We start from the raw sequence: 21,526 nt of genomic DNA, 5'->3' as shown, positions 1-21,526 counted from the left end.
GCGCAGGCGGCCGGTCAAGGCTCCGATCCTTGACGTCTGCACTCTGTCCGGCCGCCCCCAACCGCCGCACTCGCGACGCTTCTGCTTTGCAGCCCGAGCGACACTTCTACTCGGTTGCAATAGCGATCGGGCTGCAATTTCTGTTGATGGTCTTACCCTTACCACCAGACCTCGACGCAACTCGCTCTGCTCTCCTCCGCAGCGACGATGTCGGCGTAGCGCGCACGTGATGCTGCTTCTACAGCGTCCGTCGAACTGTTGCCGCCACGCAGCCAAACGACGAGTGGAAGAGCACCGCGAAGCGTAGCTATTTCGGCAAGGTCGACGTCGCGGGTGGCGATCGCAAAGCCTTCTCGGGCCGCATGCTCCCAGAGTTCCGTGTCAGGGGCGCGATCCAGACCGATCAACTCTTGACTACCAGTTTTCGCGGAACGTCGGCGAGACATTCCGGGTCGCCGTCGGTGATCGCGATACTTTCAGTAATCTCGAAACCGAAATTGTCGAGCCAGAGCCCGGTCATGAAATGGAACGTCATGCCGGGTTGCAATACGGTCCTGTCGCCGGGGCGAAGCGAGCAGGTCCGTTCGCCCCAGTCGGGCGGATAGCTGAGGCCGATGGGATAGCCGGTGCGGTTGTTCTTGGTTATTCCCCATCTGCGCAGCACGTCGAAGAAGGCGTTTGCGATATCCTCGCAGGTATTGCCGGCCCGCGCGGCGTCGAGACCCATCTCCATTCCTTCGAGTACGGCTTTCTCGGCGTCGAGAAACTGCTGCGTCGGCTCGCCCAGGAAAATCGTGCGAGAGAGTGGACAATGATAGCGGCGGAAACATCCCGCGATCTCGAAGAACGTGCCCTCGCCGGTCTTCATCGGCTTGTCGTCCCACGTGAGGTGCGGCGCGGCGGCGTCGGTTCCGGAGGGCAGCAGCGGCACGATCGCCGGGTAGTCGCCGCCGAAACCCCAATCCTCGTCATAGCGCAACGCGGCGTCGTAGATGTCGGCGACGAGGTCGCACTTGCGCATTCCCGGCTCGACCTTCTCGACGATGCGGGCGTGCATCCGCTCCACAATGCGCGCAGCCTTGCGCATCCGGTCGAGCTCGTCCGGGGACTTGATGCCCCGCAGCCAGTTCACCAGGGCGGTGACATCGACCAACTCGTTCGCAAGGCCATCGGAAAGCGACCGGTAGCCGCGCGCCGAGAACCAGTAATTGTCCATTTCGACCCCGATCCTGCCGGTATGCCAGGCCCGATCGATGAGCTTGGCGGCGAGGTAGTCCATCGGGTGCCGCTCGGTCGATTGAACGAAATAGTCGGGGTAGCCGATGATGTCGGCATCGGCCATGTAGGTGGTGCGAAGCGCCCCCTGGGCGTCCTGCTCGCGCCCGAACCATACCGGGTCGCCGGTCGGGCCGACGATCACCGCCTGGTGGACGTAGAAGGACCAGCCGTCATAGCCGGTGAGCCAGGCCATGTTCGACGGGTCGGAGGTGATGAGGACGTCAATTCCCGCCTTTTCCATCGCCACCCTTGTGCGAGCCAGGCGGCTTTCATATTCGGCGTCGGTGAATCGGAACGTGTCGATTATGGCCATGATCTAGCTCTCGAAAAGGGTGCCGGTTTCTGCGTCGCGGGCGCGGCGGAACGCGTGGTTCGCGATCGCCGTATCCTGGACGCCGGTGCCTGTCAGGTCAGCGATGGTCATCTGCCGGTCCGAGCCGCGGCCCGGCGACCTTCCGGCGACGATGTCGCCGAGTTCGGGGTACTCCTGGTCGGAGGACACCACGCCCGCGGCGATGGCGGACCGCAGTTCGCCCAACGCGCGGGTCTGCGACAGCCGATCCGGAACGTAGAGGTCCGCGCGCGCGATACAGGCCGGCTCGAGTTCGGCCTTGCCGTGCTGGTCCGACCCCATTGCGGTGACGTGCTGTCCAGGCCTCAGCCAGTCGGCCATCAGGATCGGCGTGGCCGCGGGCGTGGTGGTCACGATCACGTCGGCGGCCTCGACCGCCGCCTCGGCACTCCGGCACGCGCAGGCATCGATTCCAAGACTTTCCGATAGCTCCCGCGCGGCAGTCTCCGCCTTGGAGGGGTCGCGCGCCCAGATCGTGGCGCTGCGGATCGGGCGGACGAGGCAGAGGGCCGCGAGTTGCAGCCGCGCCTGCATGCCTGAGCCGAGGATGGCTGCGCGTTCCGCACCCTCCCGGGCGAGGTGGCGTGCGGCGACCGCGCCGGCGGCCGCGGTCCTGACATCGGTGAGATAGCCGTTGTCGAAAAGCAGCCCCTCGACCTGCCCGGTCCGGGACGAGAGCATGATCATCAGCCCGGAGGTCGATGGCAGACCGAGCCTGGGATTGTCGAAGAAGCCGGGCGAGACCTTGATGGCGAAGCCCGGCAGGCCGGGCACATAGGCGGTCTTGACGTCGACCTCGCCGTGCGCGTCCCGGATCGCCATCGACAGGATCGGGGGCATGACCACGTTTCCGGCGGCGAGGGTACGAAAGGCGTCTTCGACCACGTCGACAGTCTCGAGGTCGAGCGCAACGAGGCCCCGAAGCTCCGCTTCCGACAGCAAGGTGATCTTCGCCATCCGCTCAGCCCGCTTCCCGCATCAGGTCCACGTTCTCTCCCGAGATCAGGCGATAATGCAAGTCCATGTCGATGCTGGCGCCGGTGAGGATCGCGGCCACGGGGCCTTCGGGTCGGATGCGTCTGTGCAGCAGCGCCGAGATGCCCACCACGCCGCCGCCTTCGACCACCTGCCGCTCGCGCCGGTAGGCGTGGCGTACGCCGTCGGCGATCTCGTCCTCGCTCAGCAGCACGACCTCGTCGACGAGGTCGCGCACCATGGCGAAGGTATGACGGTTGCCGAGGCCGATCCCGCCCCCAAGCGAATCCGCCAGCGTCGGTAATTCCTCGACCGGGACCGGCTTTCCGGCCGCGAGGCTCGCATGCATCGCCGCGCCGCGGGTCATCGTGATGCCGATGACCCGGATCCCGGGCTTTCGCGCCTTCAGCGCCGCGGCGACGCCGGAGATCAGCCCGCCGCCCGAAAGCTGCACCAGGGCGACCGCGAGATCCGGCACGTCCTCGAGAAGTTCGAGCCCCAGCGTTCCCTGTCCCGCGATCACCCGTGCGTCGTCGAACGGCGGGACCATGACCATGCCCTCGTCCGCGACCAGACGGTCGACCTCTTCCTGGGCGTCGTCCTGGCTGCGGCCGACAATGCGGATCTCGGCGCCCTCGCCGCCGATGGCCTCGACCTTGTTCCTGGGAACCAGCGCCGACATGCAGATCACGCAGCGGACGCCGGCCCGTCGGGCTGCGAAGGCCAGCGCGCGGCCGTGGTTGCCGGTGGAGGCGCCGGTGACGCCACGGGCGCGTTCGGCCTCCGAAAGCTGCTCCACGGCATTCGTCGCACCCCGCAGCTTGAAGCTGCCGGTGAACTGGTGGTGCTCGAACTTCAAGTGAACCGGCTGGCCGGCGATCTCGGCAAGCGAGGCGGAGGTCTCGACGGGCGTGCGGCGGATGAGGCCCTTGATCCGGTCGCGCGCGGCTTCGATTTCTTCAATACCGACACCTCTCATGCGGCGCCCCTTCTCCGCTGGGGGACATCGAAAAGCCGTCCGTAGCCCTGCGGCATCGGCTGCCCGGCGATGTCGAGCATCTGCCAGAGGCTCGCCTGGTTGGAGGTCACCATGGGTTTGCCGAGCCGCGCCTCGATCCCGGCGATGAGACCGAGCGCGGGCGTGGCGGTGCAGGCGATGAACATCGCCTCCGCCTCGGGCGCGTCGGCGGCCTCGGCGCTGGCGACGATCGTGTCGGACGAGATCCGCGCGATATCGCGATCGTCGGCGATGTCCATGCAGCAGGTCCGGACCACATCGAACCCCGCGGCGGTGAAATATGCCGTCACCGCCTCGGTCGTCTCGATCAGGTACGGCGTCAGCAGAGCGATGCGGCGGACACCGAGCGCGCCGAAAGCCCGCACTGCGGCCCGCGCCGGCGTGATCACCGGAACACCCGGCCGAACGCGGCCGATGGCGTCGTCGATTGCCGCGTCTCCGAGCGTGATCGAGGCCGACGTGCATCCAAAGCAGATCGCGGCCAGGTCCATCCCGGGCACCAGAAGGTCCGCAGCGTCGCTCAGCCCGGGCAACATGGCGCGCAAATTGGCCGGTGTCGTCGGATTTCGGAAGCCGATCCGGGAAACATGCAAGGCGACGTCGTCGGGCGGCAGAAGCCGCATCGCGTCGCGTTCGAGCGTAAGGTCGGTGGAGAGCGCCACGAGGCCGAGCCGCGCGACGGCGCCGGGCGGCTCCAGGCGCACGTCGCCGAGTGTCTCGATGCCCTGCGTCACTGTCAGACCACCAGGACCGGGCAACGCGCGAGGCCCGAGACCTTGTGGGACACGCTGCCGAGCAGGTAATTCTCGACGGAGCCGACGCCGCGGCTGCCGATCACGATCAGGTCGACGTCGTGCTGCTCTGCGAAGTCGATCATCGAGCGCGCGGGATGGCCGGCCCTGACGAAGGCGCGGGCCCCGGACATGCCGTTATCGCGCGCGATCGCCTTGCCGAATTCGGCGGTCTCGGTCGCGTAGCTGCGCATTGCGTCGTCGAGCGAGCCCGGATCATTGACCCGGACCATCGACAGCGATGCCTCCAGCAGGCTGTGATGGCGGAAGATCGTCAGAACCGTCAGTTCGGACTCGCAGAGGCCTGCGATCTCGGCCGCCTTTTCGACGGCAAGCGCCGCGTTCTTCGATCCATCGTAGCCGACGAGAATATTGGAGAACATGCCCATCCTGGTCATTCCCCGAAGGCGATGTCGCGCAGGAACAGCGCGATCTGCGGGAAGTAGATCAATGCCACGGCGACCCCGAGCAGGATGACGATGAAGGGCGGCGTGCCGCGGATGACCTCGATATAGGGGCGCTTGAAGACCGCGATCGCCGTGAAGATGTCGCATCCGAAGGGCGGGGTGGCCGAGCCGATGGCGACCTGCAGCGTGATGATCGTGCCCACCAGCACCGGGTCGAGGCCGGTGCTCTCGACCACGGGCGCGAAGATCGGCACCAGGATCAGGATCACCACGATCGGGTCGACGAACATGCAGCCGATGAAGAAGGCGATCGAGATCACGAAAAGCACCGCGATCGGCCCCATATCGTCGATGCCGATGCCGCCAAGGACCGCCTGCGGGATCTGCCCGAACGAGATCACCCAGGAAAAGGCGGCGCCGGCGGCTACCAGTATGAAGACCACCGCCGTGATGAGGCCGGTCGATTTGGCTGTATCATAGACGCTCTTGAGGCTCAGGGATCGGAACACGATCACCTCGAGGATCAGCGCATAGAGCACGCAGGCCGCCGCGGCCTCGGTCGGCGAGAAGATGCCGCCATAGATGCCGCCGATGATGATCGCCGGGAAGCCGAGCGGCCAGAGGGCGCCTTGCACCGCGCGGCCGCGTTCGGCCCAGCTGCTCTTGGGCTCGGTCGGCACGCCGTGGCGCTTGGCGTAGATCATGCTGTAGATCGAGAACAGCACCAGGATGAGCAGGCCCGGTCCGATCCCGGCGATGAAGAGTTCGGCGATGGAGGTGCCAGAGACGACGCCATAGATGATCATGCCGATCGAGGGCGGGATCAGGAACGCGATGTCGGCGGAATTGATGATCAGCGCCAGCACGAAGCTGTCGTTGTACCCGGCCTTGAGCATCCTGGGCCGGAGCGGCGAGCCGACCGCGACGACGGTGGCCTGGGTCGAGCCCGAAACCGCGCCGAACATGGTGCAGGCCGCCGCGGTCGAGACGGCGAGGCCGCCGCGCACATGGCCGACGAAGGCCATGACCATGTCGATGAGGCGACCGGCGGACTGGCCGCGTGTCATGATGTCGGCGGCGAAGATGAACATCGGCACCGCGATCAGCGAGGCTGGTCGGATCCCCGCGATCATCTGCTGGACCATCGTCTCCATCTGGCCGAGGCCGCCGAAAAGGCCATAGAACCCCACGAAGGCGCCGATCAGCAGCGGGATCATCATCGGGAAGCCCAGGAGGAGCAGCACGATCATGACCGAGAAGATGGTTGTCGCCACGGCTCAGACCTCCCGTTCTTCGTCGGTGCCGTAGCCTTCGAGCACGTTGGTGGACAGGTAGATATCGTCCTCTGAGATGTTCTTGAACGCCGTCAGCGCGTACTGGATGCCGGTCAGCGTGAAGCCGAGCGGCGCCCAGACGAGGGTCCACCAGACCGGTATCTGCAACGACGGCAGCAGGCGGCCCTGTCCGGCCGACGTCCGGATGAAGCCGAACGAGTACCACGCCAGCCCGAACATGCAGACCGCCGTGATCGAGGCGATCACGATCATCATCATCTTGCGGCCTTTCGGTGGCAGCGCGTCGTAGATGGCCGACATGCGGATGTGGCGTCCGTGTCGCGCCGCGTAGCTGATGCCCGCGAATGTGATCAGGATGATCAGGATACGATTGAGTTCCTCGGAGAAGACGATGCTCGATCCGAGGAGGTAACGGCCGACGACGTTGGCGACCGTGTTGGCCGCCATCAGCAGCACGCCGGCGGCCAGCAGCACCGCTTCGAGACGGGCGACCGCGACGTCGATCGTGCCGAGAAATCCGGGCAGCGCCGACACGTCGTCGAGCGTGTCCGACTGGTCGGCGGTCGTCGTCTGCGTCGCGTCCGACGCCGCGTCGGGGTCCTGGGTCACATGGGTCGCTCCTGCAGGGGCCGCCGGGCGGGGGTGCTGTCCGCCCGGCGCTGTGGGGGTTCAGCCAGAAGTCGCCTGTCGTGCGTCTTCGAGGTCCTGCTTCATCTGGTCGAGAATCTGCTGCCCGCTCTCGCCGGCCATGCCGATGAACGCTTCCTCCACCTGTGCGGCCGTCTCCATGAAGGGCTGGCGCTCTTCTTCGGACAGGACGTTGATTTCCATGTCCGGCTTGGCCTCGCGAATCTTGTCGAGGCTCTCCTCCTGCAGTCCCTGTTGGTATTCGAGGATGTATTCGAAGGCCGCGTCGGTCGCGTTCTGGATGATAAGCTGGTCCGCTTCGGGCAGCCCGTCGTAGAACTCCTTGTTAGCCATCACCGCGGTGGTGAAGTTGTTGTGGCCGATGCAGGTGATGACGTTGCTCACCTCGTACATCTTGGTCGATTCGAGGAAGAAGCCGGGGTTTTCCTGGCCCTGGATGATGCCGGTCTGCATCGCGCCGTAGACCTCGCCCCAGGGGAGAGGCGTCGGCACCGCGCCGAAGGCGTTGTAGGATTCCACCAGCAGCGGGTTGGTCATCACCCGGAACTTGACCTCGTTGAGATCCTCGGGGCTGCGCACCGGCTCCTGGGTGGTCATGCAGACCTCGCCCTCGGGGAACATGGTGAGAAGCTCAAGACCCTGTTCGGCATAGAGTTCAGGGAACAACTCGTTGATGGCCACCGAGTTGCGGAAGAACTCGAACAGCGGCTCCTGTTCCTGCGGCAGCAGGTACGGGACGAAGAAGACCTGCGCTTCGGGGATCAGTGCGCCCGTGAAGCCGGGCGACTGATCGACGAACTGCAGGATGCCGGCCTGAGCCTGCTCCATCGTGTCGGCACTCTCGCCCAGCGTGCCAAACGGGAAGAGCTGGACCTCGTGGTCGGAATTGGCCTCGACCTCCTCCTTGAACTTCTGCGCGAACTTGCCCTGCACCTCCTCGAGAGCCTCCTCGAAGGCATAGCGCCATGTTTCGGCATTGGCTGCGGGGGCCGCGAGGCAGAGCGCAAGCGCGGTTCCGGTAAGGATGTGATGTGTTCTCATGGTCAGTCTTCCCTCCTGTCCTGGACTTCGCCGTCCCGACCCGGAACTCGCCGTCTGTCCCGGCCACAGGCCAGGTCGCAGGACGACGAACCGGTAGTCATGCTCGTTCTGCGCGCGGGTCCGGCCTTCGTTCGGCCCTTCATGAGCCCCGAAGCGTTACCCTGTCCACTGTGTTGCGCCGACCACAGGGCGTCAATTGTTAATTGGCTTGCAGACAGCGTGTGGATGATTTTGCGGGACGATCCCGCGAGTCGCCCAGATGTTGTGCCCCATGCTGATGGCTTGTCGAGAAGCAGGCCAGACGCGCATCGATCGGCGGCGCGGCGCGAGATTGACAAGTTCGCCCCGCCTCCCAACGGTGCGGCGCATGAGCAGGCTTTCACTCGATGACCGGGACATCGCCATCCTTGCGGTCCTGTCCCGGGAGGGGCGCATCGCCAAGACCGCCCTTGCGGAGCGGGTGAACCTGTCGCCCACCCCGTGCTGGGAGCGGCTGCGCAAGCTCGAACGGGCGGGGCTGATCCGCGGCTATCGCGCCGACGTGTCGCTCGCGCATCTCGGGCCGCACGTCACGGTCTTCGTCACCGTCGAACTGGAGAGCCACCGCGCCGAAAGCTTCCGGGCCTTCGAGCGGTCGGTGGCGGATCACGACGAGGTGGTGGCCTGCTGGGCGATCGGGGGCGGCTACGACTACCTGATGCAGGTGGTGACCCGCGACGTGGCGAGTTACCAGGCGCTGCTGGACGCGCTGCTGGACGCGCGGATCGGGTTGAAGCGCTATTTCACCTACATCGTCACCAAGGAGGTCAAGGACGGCGCGCCGCCCTTCGGCCTGCTGCATGGCGGCGCGCAGAGAGTTTGAGGCGACCGGGCTGGAACTTCGGAGGAATCCTCGGTTCTTGGCCTCGCAACAGAGGAAATCTCGCGGCAATCCGTCCATGATCGGCGCGGATGCAAGGGGAGGAGTCGATGGGACAGATGGCAAAGACACAAAGGCAGGACGAACTCGCGGCGTCGCTGTCCGATGCCGGTCTTCTCGAGACGCGGGGCCGGATCGGCGCGGACTGGATCGAGGGCACGGCGGACTTCGCCGTGGCCGACCCGGCAACGGGGCGGGAGATCGCCCGGGTGGCGGATTTGTCGGCCGACGATGCCACGCGCGCCGTGGATGCGGCGCAGGAAGCCTTTGTCGCCTGGTCGGCGTCGTTGCCGCAGGAGCGCGCACGGGTGCTGCATGCCTGGTACCGCGCCATGATCGAGCATCGCGAGGATCTCGCCCGGATCATGACCGCCGAGCAGGGCAAGCCGATCTCGGAATCGCGCGGCGAGATCGACTATGCCGCGTCGTTCCTTGAATTCTATTCCGAAGAGGCGCGACGACCCAACATCGAAGGCGTCACCTCGCACCTGAAGGATGCCGAGGTAGAACTCTGGCGCGAGCCGGTGGGCGTGGCCGCGCTGGTGACGCCGTGGAACTTCCCCTCGGCGATGATCACCCGCAAGGCCGCGGCGGCGATCGCGGCGGGCTGCACCACCGTCGTTCATCCCTCGGCCGAGACGCCGCTCTCGGCGCTGGCGCTGGCCGAGCTGGCGCGGCGCGTCGGCTTGCCTGACGGGGTGTTCAACGTGGTCACCGGCGCGGCGCCCGAGATCGTCGGCGCCTGGACCGCCGATGCGCGGGTCCGTGCCCTGTCCTTCACCGGCTCGACCGAGGTCGGGCGGCTGCTCTACCGCCAGTCCGCCGACAACGTGAAACGGCTGGTGCTGGAGCTTGGCGGTCATGCGCCGTTCATCGTCTTTGCCGATGCCGACATGGACCGCGCCGTGGAAGAGGCGATCAAGGCCAAGTTCGCGACGACCGGGCAGGATTGCCTGGGCGCCAACCGGTTCCTCGTCGAGCGGTCGGTCTACGATACGTTCTGCACGCGCTTCGCCGAGGCGGCGCGGGCGCTGACACTGGGGCCAGGGGCGGAGGATCCCGATCTCGGGCCGCTGATGAACGAGCGCGCGGTGGCCAAGCAGGAGGAGCACGTCACGGACGCGCTCGGGCGCGGCGCGAAGCTGCTCTGCGGGGGCGAGCGCGACCGTCAGGGTCCGCTGTTCTACCAGGCCACGGTGCTGGCCGACGTGGACCCGGAGGCGAAGGTCATGCAGGAGGAGACATTCGGTCCGGTCGCGGCCATCGCCCCCTTCGACAGCGAGCGAGAGGCCATCGACCGCGCCAACGCGACCGAGTACGGGCTGGTCGCCTACCTGCACACCCAGGATCCGCGCCGCATCTACCGCGCCAGCCGGGCGCTGCAATTCGGCATGGTGGCGGTGAACCGCACCAAGGTCACCGGCGCCCCGATCCCGTTCGGCGGCATGAAACAATCCGGCCTCGCCCGCGAGGGTGCTCGCTACGGGCTCGAGGCCTTCACCGACATCAAGTACGTCTGCCGCGACTGGGCGTGACAAGGAGAACGACATGAACAGGATGCTGACCAACGATCAGCTGGCCCAGTGGGACCGCGAGAGCTTCTTCCACCCCTCGACCCACCTGGCGCAATTCGCGCGCGGCGAGGCGCCGCAGCGGATCGTGACCGGCGGCGAGGGCGTCTACATCGAGGACCGCGACGGCAACCGGCTGCTCGACGCCTTCGCCGGCCTTTATTGCGTGAACGTGGGCTACGGGCGCACCGAAATCGCCGAGGCGATCTCCGAACAGGCGCACAAGCTGGCCTATTACCACGCCTATGTGGGTCACGGCACCGAAGCCTCGATCACGCTGGCGCACATGGTGCTGGAGCGGATGCCCAAGACCATGTCGAAGGTCTATTTCGGTCTTTCGGGATCGGACGCCAACGAGACCAACGTCAAGCTCATCTGGTACTACAACAACATCCTCGGCCGGCCCGAGAAGAAGAAGATCATCTCGCGCTGGCGCGGCTATCACGGCTCGGGCCTGATGACCGGCTCGCTGACGGGACTGGGATTGTTCCACAAGAAGTTCGACCTGCCGCTGGCCCAGGTGATTCATACCGAGGCGCCGTATTATTTCCGCCGCCCCGACGAGGATATGACAGAGGCGCAGTTCACCGCCCATTGCGTCGCCGAGCTCGAGGCGCTGATCGAGCGCGAGGGCGCCGATACCATTGCCGCCTTCATCGGCGAGCCCGTGCTGGGAACGGGCGGCATCGTGCCGCCGCCGGAAGGCTATTGGGCGGCGATCCAGGAGGTGCTGAGGAAGCACGACATCCTGCTGATCGCCGACGAGGTGGTTACCGGGTTCGGGCGGCTCGGCTCGGTTACAGGCTCGGAGCATTACGGTCTCGAGCCTGACCTCATAACCATCGCCAAGGGCCTGACCTCGGCCTACGCGCCGCTCTCGGGCTCGGTCGTGGGCGAGCGGATGTGGAAGGTGCTCGAGCAGGGCACCGACGAGAACGGCCCGATCGGGCATGGCTGGACCTATTCGGCCCACCCCATCGGCGCGGCCGCCGGCATCGCCAATCTGGAGCTGGTCGACAGCCTTGGCCTGATCGGCAATGCAGGCGAGGTCGGCGCCTATCTCAACGCGCAGATGGGCGAAGCCCTGGGCGCGCATCCTCGTGTCGGCGAAGTGCGCGGCGAGGGGATGCTCTGCGCCGTGGAACTGGTCGAGGACCGCCAGACGCGGCGCCATTACGAGCAGCCCGGCAAGACCGCCGGCGCGATCGTCGCCCGGATGGTCGAGAAGGGCGTGATCTCGCGCGCCATGCCACAGGGCGACATCCTCGGGTTCGCGCCGCCGCTCTGTCTCAACCATGCAGAAGCCGACCGTATCGTCGAGATCACGGCTGCGTCTGTCCGCGAAGTGCTGGGCGACTGATCCGAGGCGGGGGCGTCCGAGCTTGCCGGGCGCCCCTGACCAAAGATGGAGATGATCGCCTTTTCCGTTCCGGTTTCCCGGGATCGGGCGGCCGAGGGTCAGGCCTGGTGTCTGGGAATGGACACGGACCACTCATGTTCGCGTGCGAGACTGTCGCCCTCCCACGCCCGCAGGGTCGCGACGATATGAAAAGATTTCGTGTCGCAGGTCAGGCGCGTATGCGTTTCGGCGCGGACCGACCAGCCGTCACGGGACATCTCGTGGACCCAGATCGCCTCGCCTTCGGCCGAGCCCGGATCCGGCGGAACCACGGAGTAGCGCTCCCACCCTTCGGCGAAGTGGAAGAACTGCTGGGGCTCGATGGTCGATGCTCCCTCGTGATCGCGGATCTCGATCGTCATGCGACCGGTATCCATGTCCTCGGTGACCCGCCATTCCGATCGCGGTGCCGTGTGAACCACGACTTCGAGGGGTTCTCCCGCGCGGGGAGGGGGAAAGTCGGGCATTCGCGGGCCGGGTTCGGCGCGCAGAGGCAGCACGAGATCGGACCCGGCCGGCAGGACCGTAAGCGTCACGGGCTCCGGAGCGGGCCAGGCGATCGGAAAATAGCTCGTGGACAGGGACAGGCGCAGGCGATGACCGGCCGGCAAGGTCTGGGCGACCGGTTTGAACATCAGCGTGACCGCCATGTCCTCGCCGGGAACGGCCGGCGCGGGGGTCTCGTGCCCGTCGCGGTGACAGAGATTCATCAGGCCATAGGCAATCCGCGTCGCCGTTCCGTCAGGGGCGACATCGACGAGGCGGGCGGCGATTTGCGCCACCGGGCGGTCGACCCGGCATTTCAGGTGCAGGACCGCGTCGCCGACGAGGTGAAGATCGCGGTCCAACGGGGCCGTCTGAAAGACGAGGCTGCCGGCGTCGTCGCGCCTCTGGTCGCCCGGCTGGTCGCCCGGATGCGCGTAGGAGCACCATTTGCCGCCATGTGCGCCGACCCAGAGCGGCGACGCGACGGATAGCTCTCCGCCGGCCCGCGGTCCGTCGCCTCCCAGGGTGCCGTCCGCGCCAAGGCCGAACCGCGTCGCGTCGATGTTCGGAGACGGCCAGGCCGGTTCGGCAATCCAGTGGCCCGCGCGTTCGGCGTAGTGGCTGCGTGGTTCGGCGTGGTCCTGAAGGAACAGGCGCAGGGGAGGCTCGTCCATGATGCCGGTGTCGTGGCCCTTCAGCCAGTGATCCCACCATCGCGTCTCCTCGGACAGCCAGTCGATCGCGGGACCGGGCGCGCCGAGATGCGGATAACGATGCGCCCAGGGGCCGATGAGTCCCTTGACGGGTCCGCGCAGGTTCTCGACCAGCCGAAGCACCGAGCGGCAATAGCCGTCCGCCCAGCCCGAAACGGCATAGACGGGCACTTCGATGTCGGTCCAGTTCTCGCAGACCGATCCATGCTTCCAGAACGCGTCGCGAGCCTGGTGCCCGAGCCAGGTCTCCAACCACAAGCCGGATTCATCGAGCCGCCTGTGCCACATCTCGCGCCAGCGCTCGCCCACGTGGGCCGGGTCGGGCGGCAGCGTGTTGATGCCGAACATCACCGACGCCCAGGAAAGCTGTTCGCCCAGCGGTACCCCGCCCATATAGTGGATATCGTCGGCATAGCGGTCGTCGGTGGAGCAGATCGTCACCACGGCTTTCAGTGCCGGGGGGCGCAATGCCGCCAGTTGCAGCCCGTTGAATCCGCCCCATGAGATGCCGACGATGCCGACCCCGCCATCGCACCAGGCTTGATCGGCGATCCAGGCGATGACGTCGCACCCATCGGCCAGCTCGATCTCGGTATATTCGTCCTTCATCACGCCTTCGGACTCGCCGGTCCCGCGCAGATCGACCCTTACATAGGCGTAATTTCGTGCGGCGAGCCAGGGTGCGCGCGCAGCGTCGCGCTCCAGCGTCTTGTCGTTCTTGCGGTAGGGAATGTATTCGAGGATCGCAGGCACCGGCGCGCTGTCGGCATCCTCGGGCATCCAGATCCGCGCGGCGAGCCGTGTTCCGTCCGGCATCGGGATCTCGACATGTTCCAGTTCCCGTACCGGGAGCGGCAGATCGGTATCGATCTTCATGGGTGTGCCTCGCATGTTCGGAACGGCCATCCGGCTAGCCTGTCGAGGCTGCAGGCACCAGCGGCGTCAGTCCAGGATGTCGGTGAACTCGTAATTCAGGCGCTTCATCACCTGCTCGTAGTTCCACAGCAGCTTCGAGCCGGTGGCCGCGCCCATCCAGAGCGACGCAACGGCGAAACTGTAGGCGTCCTGCTCGGGCAGTTCCGAAAGTTGCATCCCCTTGCGGACGTTCGACACGATCCTGGTGCCGTCCACCTGTTCGGCCGCCACCTCGATCTCGGCCCGCGATGGCGTGCGGGCGACCGTCGCGTCGCGGAAGAAGACACGGTAGAAGAATTCGGCTGCGACCTTCTGCTGCCCCTCGCGATGGGGCATGTCGGGTTTGCGGCCAAGTCCGAGATCGACTGTCACCTGCTGGTGACTTACGCCATCGACCATCTCGAAGAGATCGCAATGGGACTGCGCGATGCGGGTGTTGATCTCCAGCAGCCAGATCCTGTTCTCGACCTCGTCCCAGAAATACTCGATGTTGAATCCGGCATTGTCGTAGCCGATATGCTCCATCACCTTGCGGGAGATGTCCCACATCTGCTCCTGGACGCGGCCGGGCAGGTTCGAGGGGTAAAGATAGTAGAAGAAGCTGAGAACCTGCGGATAGCGGATCGAGTCCACCGTTCCGTACAGCGTGACCTCGCCATCATGGACATAGCCTTCGACGGTGCATTGCCGCCCGCCGATCACCCGCTCGGCCATGCAGTAATGGCCTTCGACGCTTTTGATATGCGCGGGCAGATCGGCCCGCTCCAGCACGACGTTGAAGGGTTCGGAGATCTGCCCGATCTCGGCGCGCAGCTTCTCGGTCGCGTAGGTGAAATCCTCCGGGCTGTCGATGCGGAACCCGAGCCGTGACCCGGAGGACTTGATCGGCTTGACGAAGAAGGGAAAGCGCAAGCCCGCCTCGCCGATCTTCGAAAGCGCCTCTTCGTCGAACGGGTCGAACGCGGTGAAGTTGGGCGTGTGATCGGGGACGATCTCGGCCATCACGCTGCGCGACCAGAACTTGTGCTCGCATTTGAGCAGGCTTTCGAGCGAGGCGTTCCGCGTACCGTATTTTTCGCAAAGCAACGGCAGCATGGTCGAGACGGGGAAGTCCATGTAGCCGACGATCGCGTCGATGGACCCATCGAACCCGTCCAGCGTCGCTTCCGCCTCGTCCAGCATGGCTGGGATATCGAAGTCCTGCGTCTCATAGACCTGCGCGGGCGTCAGAAGCGGATGGAAGACGACATCCTCGACGCCCCGCAGGCGTGTGAGCCGTTCGGCGTTATGGTCGTTCAGACCGACCACAAAAACGTTCTTCGTCATGTCCGCTCCTCTGCTTCTGGACCGCAGCCCGCCAACCCCCGGCGTTCAGTGCAGTGCGAGTTCCGCCTGATGGGGGAAACTGCGTCCCTTGAGCCGCTGGGTCGCGCCCTCGATGTCGTCGACGAGCAGGAGCAGGAAATCGCCTGCCTGCGCCGCGTCGATGGCGCGGTCGGTCGCCGCGTGTTCGTCATGGATCGTCTCGACCTCGCAGGACGTCTCCGCCTGCGCGGCGCCTTCATGGATCAGCTTCGCGGTCTCACCGGTGGCGCGGCCGCGCGCGTCGGTCTCGTAGATGAACAGCAGATCGCACATTCCTGCCAGTTCGGCCCCCAAGGCGATGAGATCCTCGTCGCGGCGATTGCCGGGGGCTGTGGCCACGCCGATCCGCTGCTGCGTGGCCAGACCGTCCACCAGCGGCCGCAGCGCTTTCAGCGCCGGCACGTTGTGGCCGTAATCGATCAGGCATTTCACCCCGTCGGCCTCGAAATAGTTGGTGCGTCCCGGCATCTGAGCCGGCGTCGGGTGGAAGGTGAGCAGCCCCGCCCGGATGTGGTCGATCTCGACCCCGTGGGCGGTGGCCGCGGCGGCGGCGGCCATCGCGTTCTGCACGTTGAATGGCGCGTGCCCCTCGAAGGCGATCGGCACGTCGTTGACCGCGCAGACTTCCACCGTGACCTTGCCACGCAGCATGACGATCATGCCGTTCCTGACCGTGAAGACCATCCCCAGCTCGCTCAGATGCTGCGTCAGCGCGGGGTTCTCGGGATCCATGGTGAAATAGATGATCTCGCCCCGGGCCCAGTGCGTGCCATGCTCCATCACCAGCGGGTCGTCGGCATTCAGCACACAATATCCCCCCTCGCGCCTGACCGCATCGACGACGACGGTCTTGCAGCGGGCAAGCTCGTCGAGCGTGTGGATGTCGCGTTCGCCCAGATGGTCGGAGGCGATGTTGAGCAGCACGCCGACGTCGCATTCGTCGAAGCCGAGGCCCCGACGCATGATGCCACCGCGCGCGACCTCGAGGACGGCATGCTCTACCGTCGGTTCGCGCAGCACCGCATGGGCGGCGGCGGGGCCGGAATAGTCGCCGCGCAGGATCACGTGACTGTCGATCTCGACCGTGCCGGTACAGCCCATGCCCACAGACTTGCCCGCCTGCCGCAGGATATGCGTGATCAGGCGTGTGGTGGTGGTCTTTCCGTTGGTCCCGGTGATCGCGGTGATCGGGATGCGGCCGTTGTCCGTAGGGTCGGGAAACAGCATGTCGACGATGTGCTCGCCCACGGGTCGCGGCGTGCCGTGGGTGGGCGACATGTGCATCCGGAAGCCGGGGCCGGCATTGACCTCGACCACCCCGGCGGACTGGTTTTCCAACGGTTCGGACAGCGTTTCGGCCAGAAGGTCGATGCCGATCACGTCGAGGCCGACCAGACGGCCGATCCGCTCCATGGCGAAGCGCACTTCGGGATGGACTTCGTCGGTCAGGTCGCTCGCCGTGCCGCCGGTCGAGATATTCGCGGTGGACTTGAGGAACGCGAGTTCGCCCTCGGGGAGTACGGTGTCGAGCGTCAGCCCGGCCTGGTCGAGCAGGCGGTGGGTCTGTTCGTCAACCCGGATCTGGGTGAGCAGGTTCTCATGGCCCACGCCGCGGCGGGGGTCTTCGTTCTCGCGGTCGATCAGTTGCTGAATGGTGCTTTGGCCATCGCCCGTCACATGCGCCGGGCGGCGGCGCGCGGCGGCGACCAGCTTGCCGCCGATCACCAGCATCCGGTGATCCTCGCCCTTGATGTAGCTTTCGACGATCACGCCGTCGGCCCCTTCGCGCAGCCGTGCGACGGCCGCATCGTAGCCGGATCTGAGATCCTCCACCGTGGTGATGTCCGTGGTGATGCCGCGTCCGTGATTGCCGGACAACGGTTTCGTCACGACCGGCCAGCCGATCCATTCGGCAGCCTCGCGCGCCTCCTCGAACGAAAAGCAGGTCTGACCCCTCGGGACCGGCACGCCTGCCTCGCTCAGGACCTGCTTGGTCCAGTCCTTGTCGTCCGCGATCGAGTGGCCGATGATTCCCGAGGCGTCCGTGACGGTCGCCTGAAAGCGGCGCTGCCTTATTCCGTGGCCGAGCTGGGTGTAGCTCGTCCCCTCGGTCAGGTTGTATGCGGGGATGCCGCGGTCCCGGGCGGCCTTGACGATGGCCCCGGTCGAAGGGCCGAGCGCGTTGGCGTCGCGCACCTCCTTGAGACGGTCGATATGCGGCTGAAGGTCGACGTCCTCGCCATTGTAGATTTGCCGGGCGATCTCGACTGCCGAGATGCCCGCGGCCAGGCCGGTCGCTTCGTCGCGATAGCGGTAGACGACGTTGTAGATGCCGGTTTCGTAGCTGTCGACTGTCTTGCCGTAGCCGACCGAGAAACCGACGAGGTTCTGCAGTTCGATGGCCACGTGCTCGACCAGATGGCCGGCATAGGTTCCGTTGCGGACCCGTTGCAGGAATCCGCCCCGCTCCCCGACCGAGCAGCGATGCTCGTAGATCGAGGGGATCAGCGACTCCAGCCGCTCGGCCATCCCTTCGACCTGGTCGCTCGAACGCTGTTCCAGTTCCTCGATATCGAGGCGCATGTAGATGGCCTGATAGCGGCTGTAGTAGTTCGGGCCGCGCAGCGCACGGTGTTCAAGTATACGCATCGCTCTGCTCCGTGCTGTGTTCTTCGAGTTCGCTCGGCGCGATCACGCGCCGCTCCCGGAGGCTGTATCCGTATCCGTTGATCAAGGCGTGCATGGTGACATTGTGGACCGTGACCGCTTCGCCATCGTCGAGATCGAAGACGTTCGACCCCGTGATGGATGAACTGTCGACGAGAATGACATGGCCCGGGCCGATGGCGCGGATCAGATCGCCCTCGAAAAGCACCGCCGCGTCCTCGCCAAGGCCGACCCCCAGGTACTCGGGATTGGTCGCCCCCACTTCCATGAGCCGCGAAAAGCGGCCGCGTTGCAGGAAATGCGTGTCGATGATCACCCCGTCCACGAACCCGAAGCCCGCCGCCATCTTCACCGCGCCCTTGCGCAGGCTGTCATCCGGCGAGCCGCCGTAGACCATCGTCCGCGACTGGCAGGCAGCTCCGGCGCTGGTTCCGGCCACGACCGCGCCCTGGGCGTGGCGCGAGCGGATCATGGCCAGCGCTGCCGAGCCGCCGAAGACGTTGGTCAGGCGCATCTGATCACCGCCCGAGATGAAGATCACGTCGGCGCGGCCGATCAGATCGATGAAGCCGTCATCGGCGGCGTCGGTGCGGTCGCGCACGCGGATATCCAGCACCTCGGCGGCGCCAAGGGTCCCGAACGTCGCGTGATAGTCCCGGAAGACCTCGTCGGGAATCGCGCTCGCCGTGGTGATGACGCCCACCACCGGGGAACTCTTGCCGGACCAGTCGATGACGCGTTTGAGGATATCCGCTTCGTCCGACCTGTCCTCTGCACCGCCTATCGCGATGAGCGGCCCGCGGGCCGACACTTTCGCTGGCATATTCATCTGACCTCCAGAATTCCGAATATCCTATATTTCGCGGTCTAGGTTGACAACGACTGGTCAAGATTAATAAATTTTCTACGCAATAAATCTTTCGCGGCTGAAATGCCTGATATCCGGGCGGCGGCGTTCCTCGCCCATCATAGATCCGGCAAACGGCGAAGGGAGCGATCATCGACTACTCCATCGCGATCCATGGCGGCGCGGGCGGGTTGCCCGTCCGGTACATGACACCGACCCGCGAGGCCGGGTTCCGCGCCGCGCTCGACCGCGCCCTGCGTGCCGGCGAATCCGTTCTCGCCGCGGGCGGCTCCGCCCTGGATTCGGTCACTGAAGCCCTGTGCGCCCTGGAGGATGAACCGCTGTCCAATGCCGGCCGGGGGGCGGTGCTCACCCGCGACGGACGTCACGAGATGGACGCCGCGGTGATGGACGGGCGCGACCGCCGCGCGGGCTGCGTCGCCGGCATCATGGGGCCGTGCAACCCCGTCCGCCCGGCTCGATGCATCATGGAGCGCACAGATCACGTGTTGATGGTCGGCGAAGGCGCGCGGCGACGTCGACCGGCGGCATGACCGCGAAGCGCCCCGGCCGGGTCGGCGACAGCCCCCTGATCGGGGCAGGCACGTTCGCCGACAACCGCATCTGCGCGATCTCGGCCACCGGCGATGGCGAAGCTTTCGTCAGGCTGTCGGCCGCGCATGAAATCGACGCGCGGATGCGGCTCGCCGGGGAAACGCTTGCGCAAGCCGCCGACAATGTCGTCCGGATCGGGTTGCCGGAACTGAACGGTTCGGGAGGGCCGGTTGCCGTGGACGCCGAGGGGCGCATCGCCACCCCGTTCAACTGCGAGGGTATGTATCGCGCCTGGACCGGGAGCGCGGTCGACCGGGGGATCGCGATCTATTGAAGGCACCGGTTCCCCGACATAGGAATGAACTGATGGACAGACGGACCGCGTTCCGCGCTACGCCGTCCCCAAGACGCGCCGGTCCAGTTTACCGAAGCGCTTGGGCGGCAATGGACTCGATCGGCGTACCCTGTGAGGATTGTCAGATGACCATTCGTTACGGAGAAAGGCTTGTACCGGATCGCCCCGGACAACGGGTTGCCGGTGCGGTTCCGATCGGCAAGGGTGGGACGCTTGCGCCCGACCGTCCCCGAGCCCATGCGGCCAATCCGTGACCCGGCTGGAGACGGCCGTCGCGACGCTGGGTGAACTGGTCGCCTTCCCGACCGTGTCGTCGGACAGCAACCTGAACCTGATCGCTTGGATGGCCGATCGGATCGAGACCGCAGGCGCACGGGTACGTGTCATCGAAAGCGAAAACGGGACCAAGGCCAATCTTTTCGCGAGTTTCGGCCCGGAAGGCGATGGCGGCGTCGTGCTGTCGGGCCATACCGACGTGGTCCCGGCCGAAGAGACCGACTGGACCGACGATCCCTTCGTTCAGCGGGAGGTCGATGGGCGCCTTTACGGGCGCGGAACCTGCGACATGAAGGGGTTTCTGGCCTGCGTCCTTGCCAGCCTGCCCGATCTGGCGGCGGCGGAGCGTCCGGCTCACATCGCGGCCACCTACGACGAGGAGGTCGGCTGCATCGGCGGTCGACAACTCACCGAGCTCCTGCGCGCCGAGGGGTTGCGCCCGCGACTGGCCCTGATCGGAGAACCGACCTCGATGAGGGTCATCGAGGGGCACAAGGGATGCTGCGAATATTCCACGAGTTTCCACGGTCTCGAAGGCCACGGCTCGCAACCGGACCGCGGGGTCTCGGCCGTCGAATATGCCGCCCGATTCATTAACCGCCTTCTCGATCTCCGCGGTGAACTGCGGGATCGCGCCCCCGCAGGCAGCCGCTTCGATCCGCCATGGACCACGCTTCAGGTCGGCCGGGTCGAAGGCGGTGTCGCGCACAACGTCATCGCCGGACTCGCGCGCGTGGATTGGGAGCTGCGGCCCGTCACCGACGACGACCATCTATGCGCCGTCCGCACGGCGCGGGACTATTGCAACGACGTTCTCCTGCCTGCAATGCGCGCCGTCCATCCGGGCGCGGAGATCGTGACCGAAACCATCGGCGAGGTTCGCGGCCTCGAGCCGGTGGACGACAACGAGGCCGCCGCGCTCATCGTCAGTCTGACCGGCGCGAACGAAGCAGATGTCGTGTCGTTCGGCACTGAGGCCGGTCTGTTCCAGTCGCTAGGCTGCGACGCGGTCGTCTGCGGCCCCGGCGACATCGCACAGGCGCACAAGGCCAATGAATATGTCGAAACGGCACAACTCGGCGCCTGTCTGGACCTGCTGGTAGAAATCGCCCGGCACCCCGGCTAGGAGAGAGGCCCCAGCCTCGCGACCCGGCGCCACGACGAATCTTCTCGAACGCCGTGGCATTGACCGGCAATATTCTCACCGGATGTGTTGATTGCCGGTGGCCGACTACTCTCGATTGCCCGGCGAGGGACAAACCTCTCGGGGTTTGTTCCGAGGTGTTCGCCGCAATGGCGCGATTGGTCCGTGGGGGCATTGTTGCGTAAGTCACGCCTGAGGCGTGACTTTCCCTTTCCCCGCCGATGTCATGCCACGCGAAGGATCTCGGTGGTGCCGAGGGCGTTGAAGCGGTTCATGAGGGCGATGCGAATGTGGATTTCTGCAGTCTGGCGGTCGGGGTCCCGTGCGGCGATGCGTTCGCCGAATGCCTTGACGCCTCGCATCTTCGCCTTGACGCGGCTTCGGGCGTGGTATCCGGTTCAGTGCTTCCAGAATGCGCGACCGTAGCGTTTCGTGGCGCGCAGCGTCTCGTTCCGAGCCTTCGGTGCCGGGCAGTCTTCCTTCCAGGCGCGCCCGTTCTTCCGGATCGG

The 21,526-nt window shown here is 66.0% G+C and carries 19 protein-coding genes and 1 pseudogene; 6 read left to right on the top strand and 14 right to left on the bottom strand.

The genetic code is table 11. The features are described from left to right. Nucleotides 1–158: 158 nt before the first annotated feature. From Q1B08_RS22125 to dctP, 9 genes are all read right to left on the bottom strand, one after another. On the bottom strand, nucleotides 159–446 hold the full coding sequence (locus tag Q1B08_RS22125; RefSeq protein WP_366140059.1) for a DUF5615 family PIN-like protein: 288 nt from the start codon (nucleotides 444–446) through the stop codon (nucleotides 159–161). After that, on the bottom strand, nucleotides 404–1,591 hold the full coding sequence (gene doeA / locus Q1B08_RS18915; RefSeq protein ID WP_299822255.1) for an ectoine hydrolase DoeA: 1,188 nt from the start codon (nucleotides 1,589–1,591) through the stop codon (nucleotides 404–406). The genes Q1B08_RS22125 and doeA overlap by 43 nt, the downstream gene beginning before the upstream one ends. 3 nt (nucleotides 1,592–1,594) lie before the next feature. Next, nucleotides 1,595–2,587 (bottom strand): ectoine utilization protein EutC, encoded by a 993-nt coding sequence (gene eutC / locus Q1B08_RS18910; RefSeq protein WP_299822253.1) that lies wholly within the window; start codon nucleotides 2,585–2,587, stop codon nucleotides 1,595–1,597. A gap of 4 nt (nucleotides 2,588–2,591) precedes the next feature. Beyond that, nucleotides 2,592–3,584 (bottom strand): hydroxyectoine utilization dehydratase EutB, encoded by a 993-nt coding sequence (eutB, locus tag Q1B08_RS18905; RefSeq protein ID WP_299822251.1) that lies wholly within the window; start codon nucleotides 3,582–3,584, stop codon nucleotides 2,592–2,594. Next, nucleotides 3,581–4,357 carry an ectoine utilization protein EutA gene (locus Q1B08_RS18900; protein WP_299822249.1) on the bottom strand — a complete coding sequence of 259 codons (777 nt, stop codon included), beginning with the start codon at nucleotides 4,355–4,357 and terminating at the stop codon, nucleotides 3,581–3,583. Before Q1B08_RS18900 ends, eutB begins: the two co-directional genes overlap by 4 nt. A 2-nt stretch (nucleotides 4,358–4,359) precedes the next feature. Then, entirely contained in the window at nucleotides 4,360–4,797 is a 438-nt protein-coding gene (locus tag Q1B08_RS18895) for a universal stress protein (protein ID WP_299822247.1), read from the bottom strand. 11 nt (nucleotides 4,798–4,808) lie between these two features. After that, a complete protein-coding gene (locus tag Q1B08_RS18890; RefSeq protein ID WP_299822245.1) occupies nucleotides 4,809–6,095 on the bottom strand; it encodes a TRAP transporter large permease in 1,287 nt (428 codons plus the stop codon). 3 nt (nucleotides 6,096–6,098) lie between these two features. Continuing rightward, a complete protein-coding gene (locus Q1B08_RS18885) occupies nucleotides 6,099–6,650 on the bottom strand; it encodes a TRAP transporter small permease (protein ID WP_299822259.1) in 552 nt (183 codons plus the stop codon). A 135-nt stretch (nucleotides 6,651–6,785) separates the two neighbouring features. After that, a complete protein-coding gene (gene dctP / locus Q1B08_RS18880; protein WP_299822243.1) occupies nucleotides 6,786–7,805 on the bottom strand; it encodes a TRAP transporter substrate-binding protein DctP in 1,020 nt (339 codons plus the stop codon). A gap of 367 nt (nucleotides 7,806–8,172) precedes the next feature. Between dctP and Q1B08_RS18875 the strand changes: the two genes are divergently transcribed. The 3 genes from Q1B08_RS18875 (at nucleotide 8,173) to Q1B08_RS18865 (ending at nucleotide 11,655) form a co-directional block, all read left to right on the top strand. Continuing rightward, nucleotides 8,173–8,667 carry an Lrp/AsnC family transcriptional regulator gene (locus tag Q1B08_RS18875; RefSeq protein WP_299822241.1) on the top strand — a complete coding sequence of 165 codons (495 nt, stop codon included), beginning with the start codon at nucleotides 8,173–8,175 and terminating at the stop codon, nucleotides 8,665–8,667. 116 nt (nucleotides 8,668–8,783) lie between these two features. Next, nucleotides 8,784–10,259, top strand: coding sequence for an NAD-dependent succinate-semialdehyde dehydrogenase (locus tag Q1B08_RS18870; protein WP_299822239.1), 1,476 nt, complete (start codon nucleotides 8,784–8,786; stop codon nucleotides 10,257–10,259). Between the two features lie 22 nt (nucleotides 10,260–10,281). After that, complete coding sequence (locus tag Q1B08_RS18865; protein ID WP_299822257.1) at nucleotides 10,282–11,655, top strand: aspartate aminotransferase family protein; 1,374 nt, start codon at nucleotides 10,282–10,284, stop codon at nucleotides 11,653–11,655. Between the two features lie 98 nt (nucleotides 11,656–11,753). On the opposite strand, the gene Q1B08_RS18860 is transcribed toward Q1B08_RS18865, so the two are convergent. From Q1B08_RS18860 to Q1B08_RS18845, 4 genes are all read right to left on the bottom strand, one after another. After that, nucleotides 11,754–13,769 carry a CocE/NonD family hydrolase gene (locus tag Q1B08_RS18860; RefSeq protein WP_299822237.1) on the bottom strand — a complete coding sequence of 672 codons (2,016 nt, stop codon included), beginning with the start codon at nucleotides 13,767–13,769 and terminating at the stop codon, nucleotides 11,754–11,756. 66 nt (nucleotides 13,770–13,835) lie between these two features. Continuing rightward, nucleotides 13,836–15,134, bottom strand: a complete 1,299-nt coding sequence (locus tag Q1B08_RS18855) for an ATP-grasp domain-containing protein (protein ID WP_299822235.1) — start codon at nucleotides 15,132–15,134, stop codon at nucleotides 13,836–13,838. A 45-nt stretch (nucleotides 15,135–15,179) separates the two neighbouring features. Then, entirely contained in the window at nucleotides 15,180–17,822 is a 2,643-nt protein-coding gene (gene cphA, locus Q1B08_RS18850) for a cyanophycin synthetase (protein ID WP_299822233.1), read from the bottom strand. After that, nucleotides 17,809–18,651 carry a cyanophycinase gene (locus tag Q1B08_RS18845; protein ID WP_299822230.1) on the bottom strand — a complete coding sequence of 281 codons (843 nt, stop codon included), beginning with the start codon at nucleotides 18,649–18,651 and terminating at the stop codon, nucleotides 17,809–17,811. The genes cphA and Q1B08_RS18845 overlap by 14 nt, the downstream gene beginning before the upstream one ends. Before the next feature lie 242 nt (nucleotides 18,652–18,893). On the opposite strand from Q1B08_RS18845, the gene Q1B08_RS18840 reads away from it, so the two are divergent. The 3 genes from Q1B08_RS18840 to argE all read left to right on the top strand — a co-directional run bounded on the left by Q1B08_RS18840 (nucleotide 18,894) and on the right by argE (nucleotide 20,999). After that, on the top strand, nucleotides 18,894–19,241 hold the full coding sequence (locus Q1B08_RS18840) for an isoaspartyl peptidase/L-asparaginase (protein ID WP_299822228.1): 348 nt from the start codon (nucleotides 18,894–18,896) through the stop codon (nucleotides 19,239–19,241). Further along, nucleotides 19,238–19,576: an isoaspartyl peptidase/L-asparaginase gene (locus Q1B08_RS18835; RefSeq protein ID WP_299822226.1), complete on the top strand. Its 339-nt coding sequence runs from the start codon at nucleotides 19,238–19,240 to the stop codon at nucleotides 19,574–19,576. Before Q1B08_RS18840 ends, Q1B08_RS18835 begins: the two co-directional genes overlap by 4 nt. Nucleotides 19,577–19,847: 271 nt before the next feature. Next, nucleotides 19,848–20,999 carry an acetylornithine deacetylase gene (gene argE / locus Q1B08_RS18830; RefSeq protein WP_299822224.1) on the top strand — a complete coding sequence of 384 codons (1,152 nt, stop codon included), beginning with the start codon at nucleotides 19,848–19,850 and terminating at the stop codon, nucleotides 20,997–20,999. Nucleotides 21,000–21,241: 242 nt separating this feature from the next. Here argE and Q1B08_RS18825 read toward each other — a convergent pair. Continuing rightward, nucleotides 21,242–21,526: pseudogene (locus Q1B08_RS18825) on the bottom strand (IS5/IS1182 family transposase); the annotation flags it as partial.

The organism is uncultured Jannaschia sp. (assembly GCF_947494025.1).
Taxonomy (GTDB): domain Bacteria; phylum Pseudomonadota; class Alphaproteobacteria; order Rhodobacterales; family Rhodobacteraceae; genus Jannaschia.
Note: the sequence above shows the minus strand (reverse complement) of the source record. Positions and strands in the feature narration are given on the sequence as shown.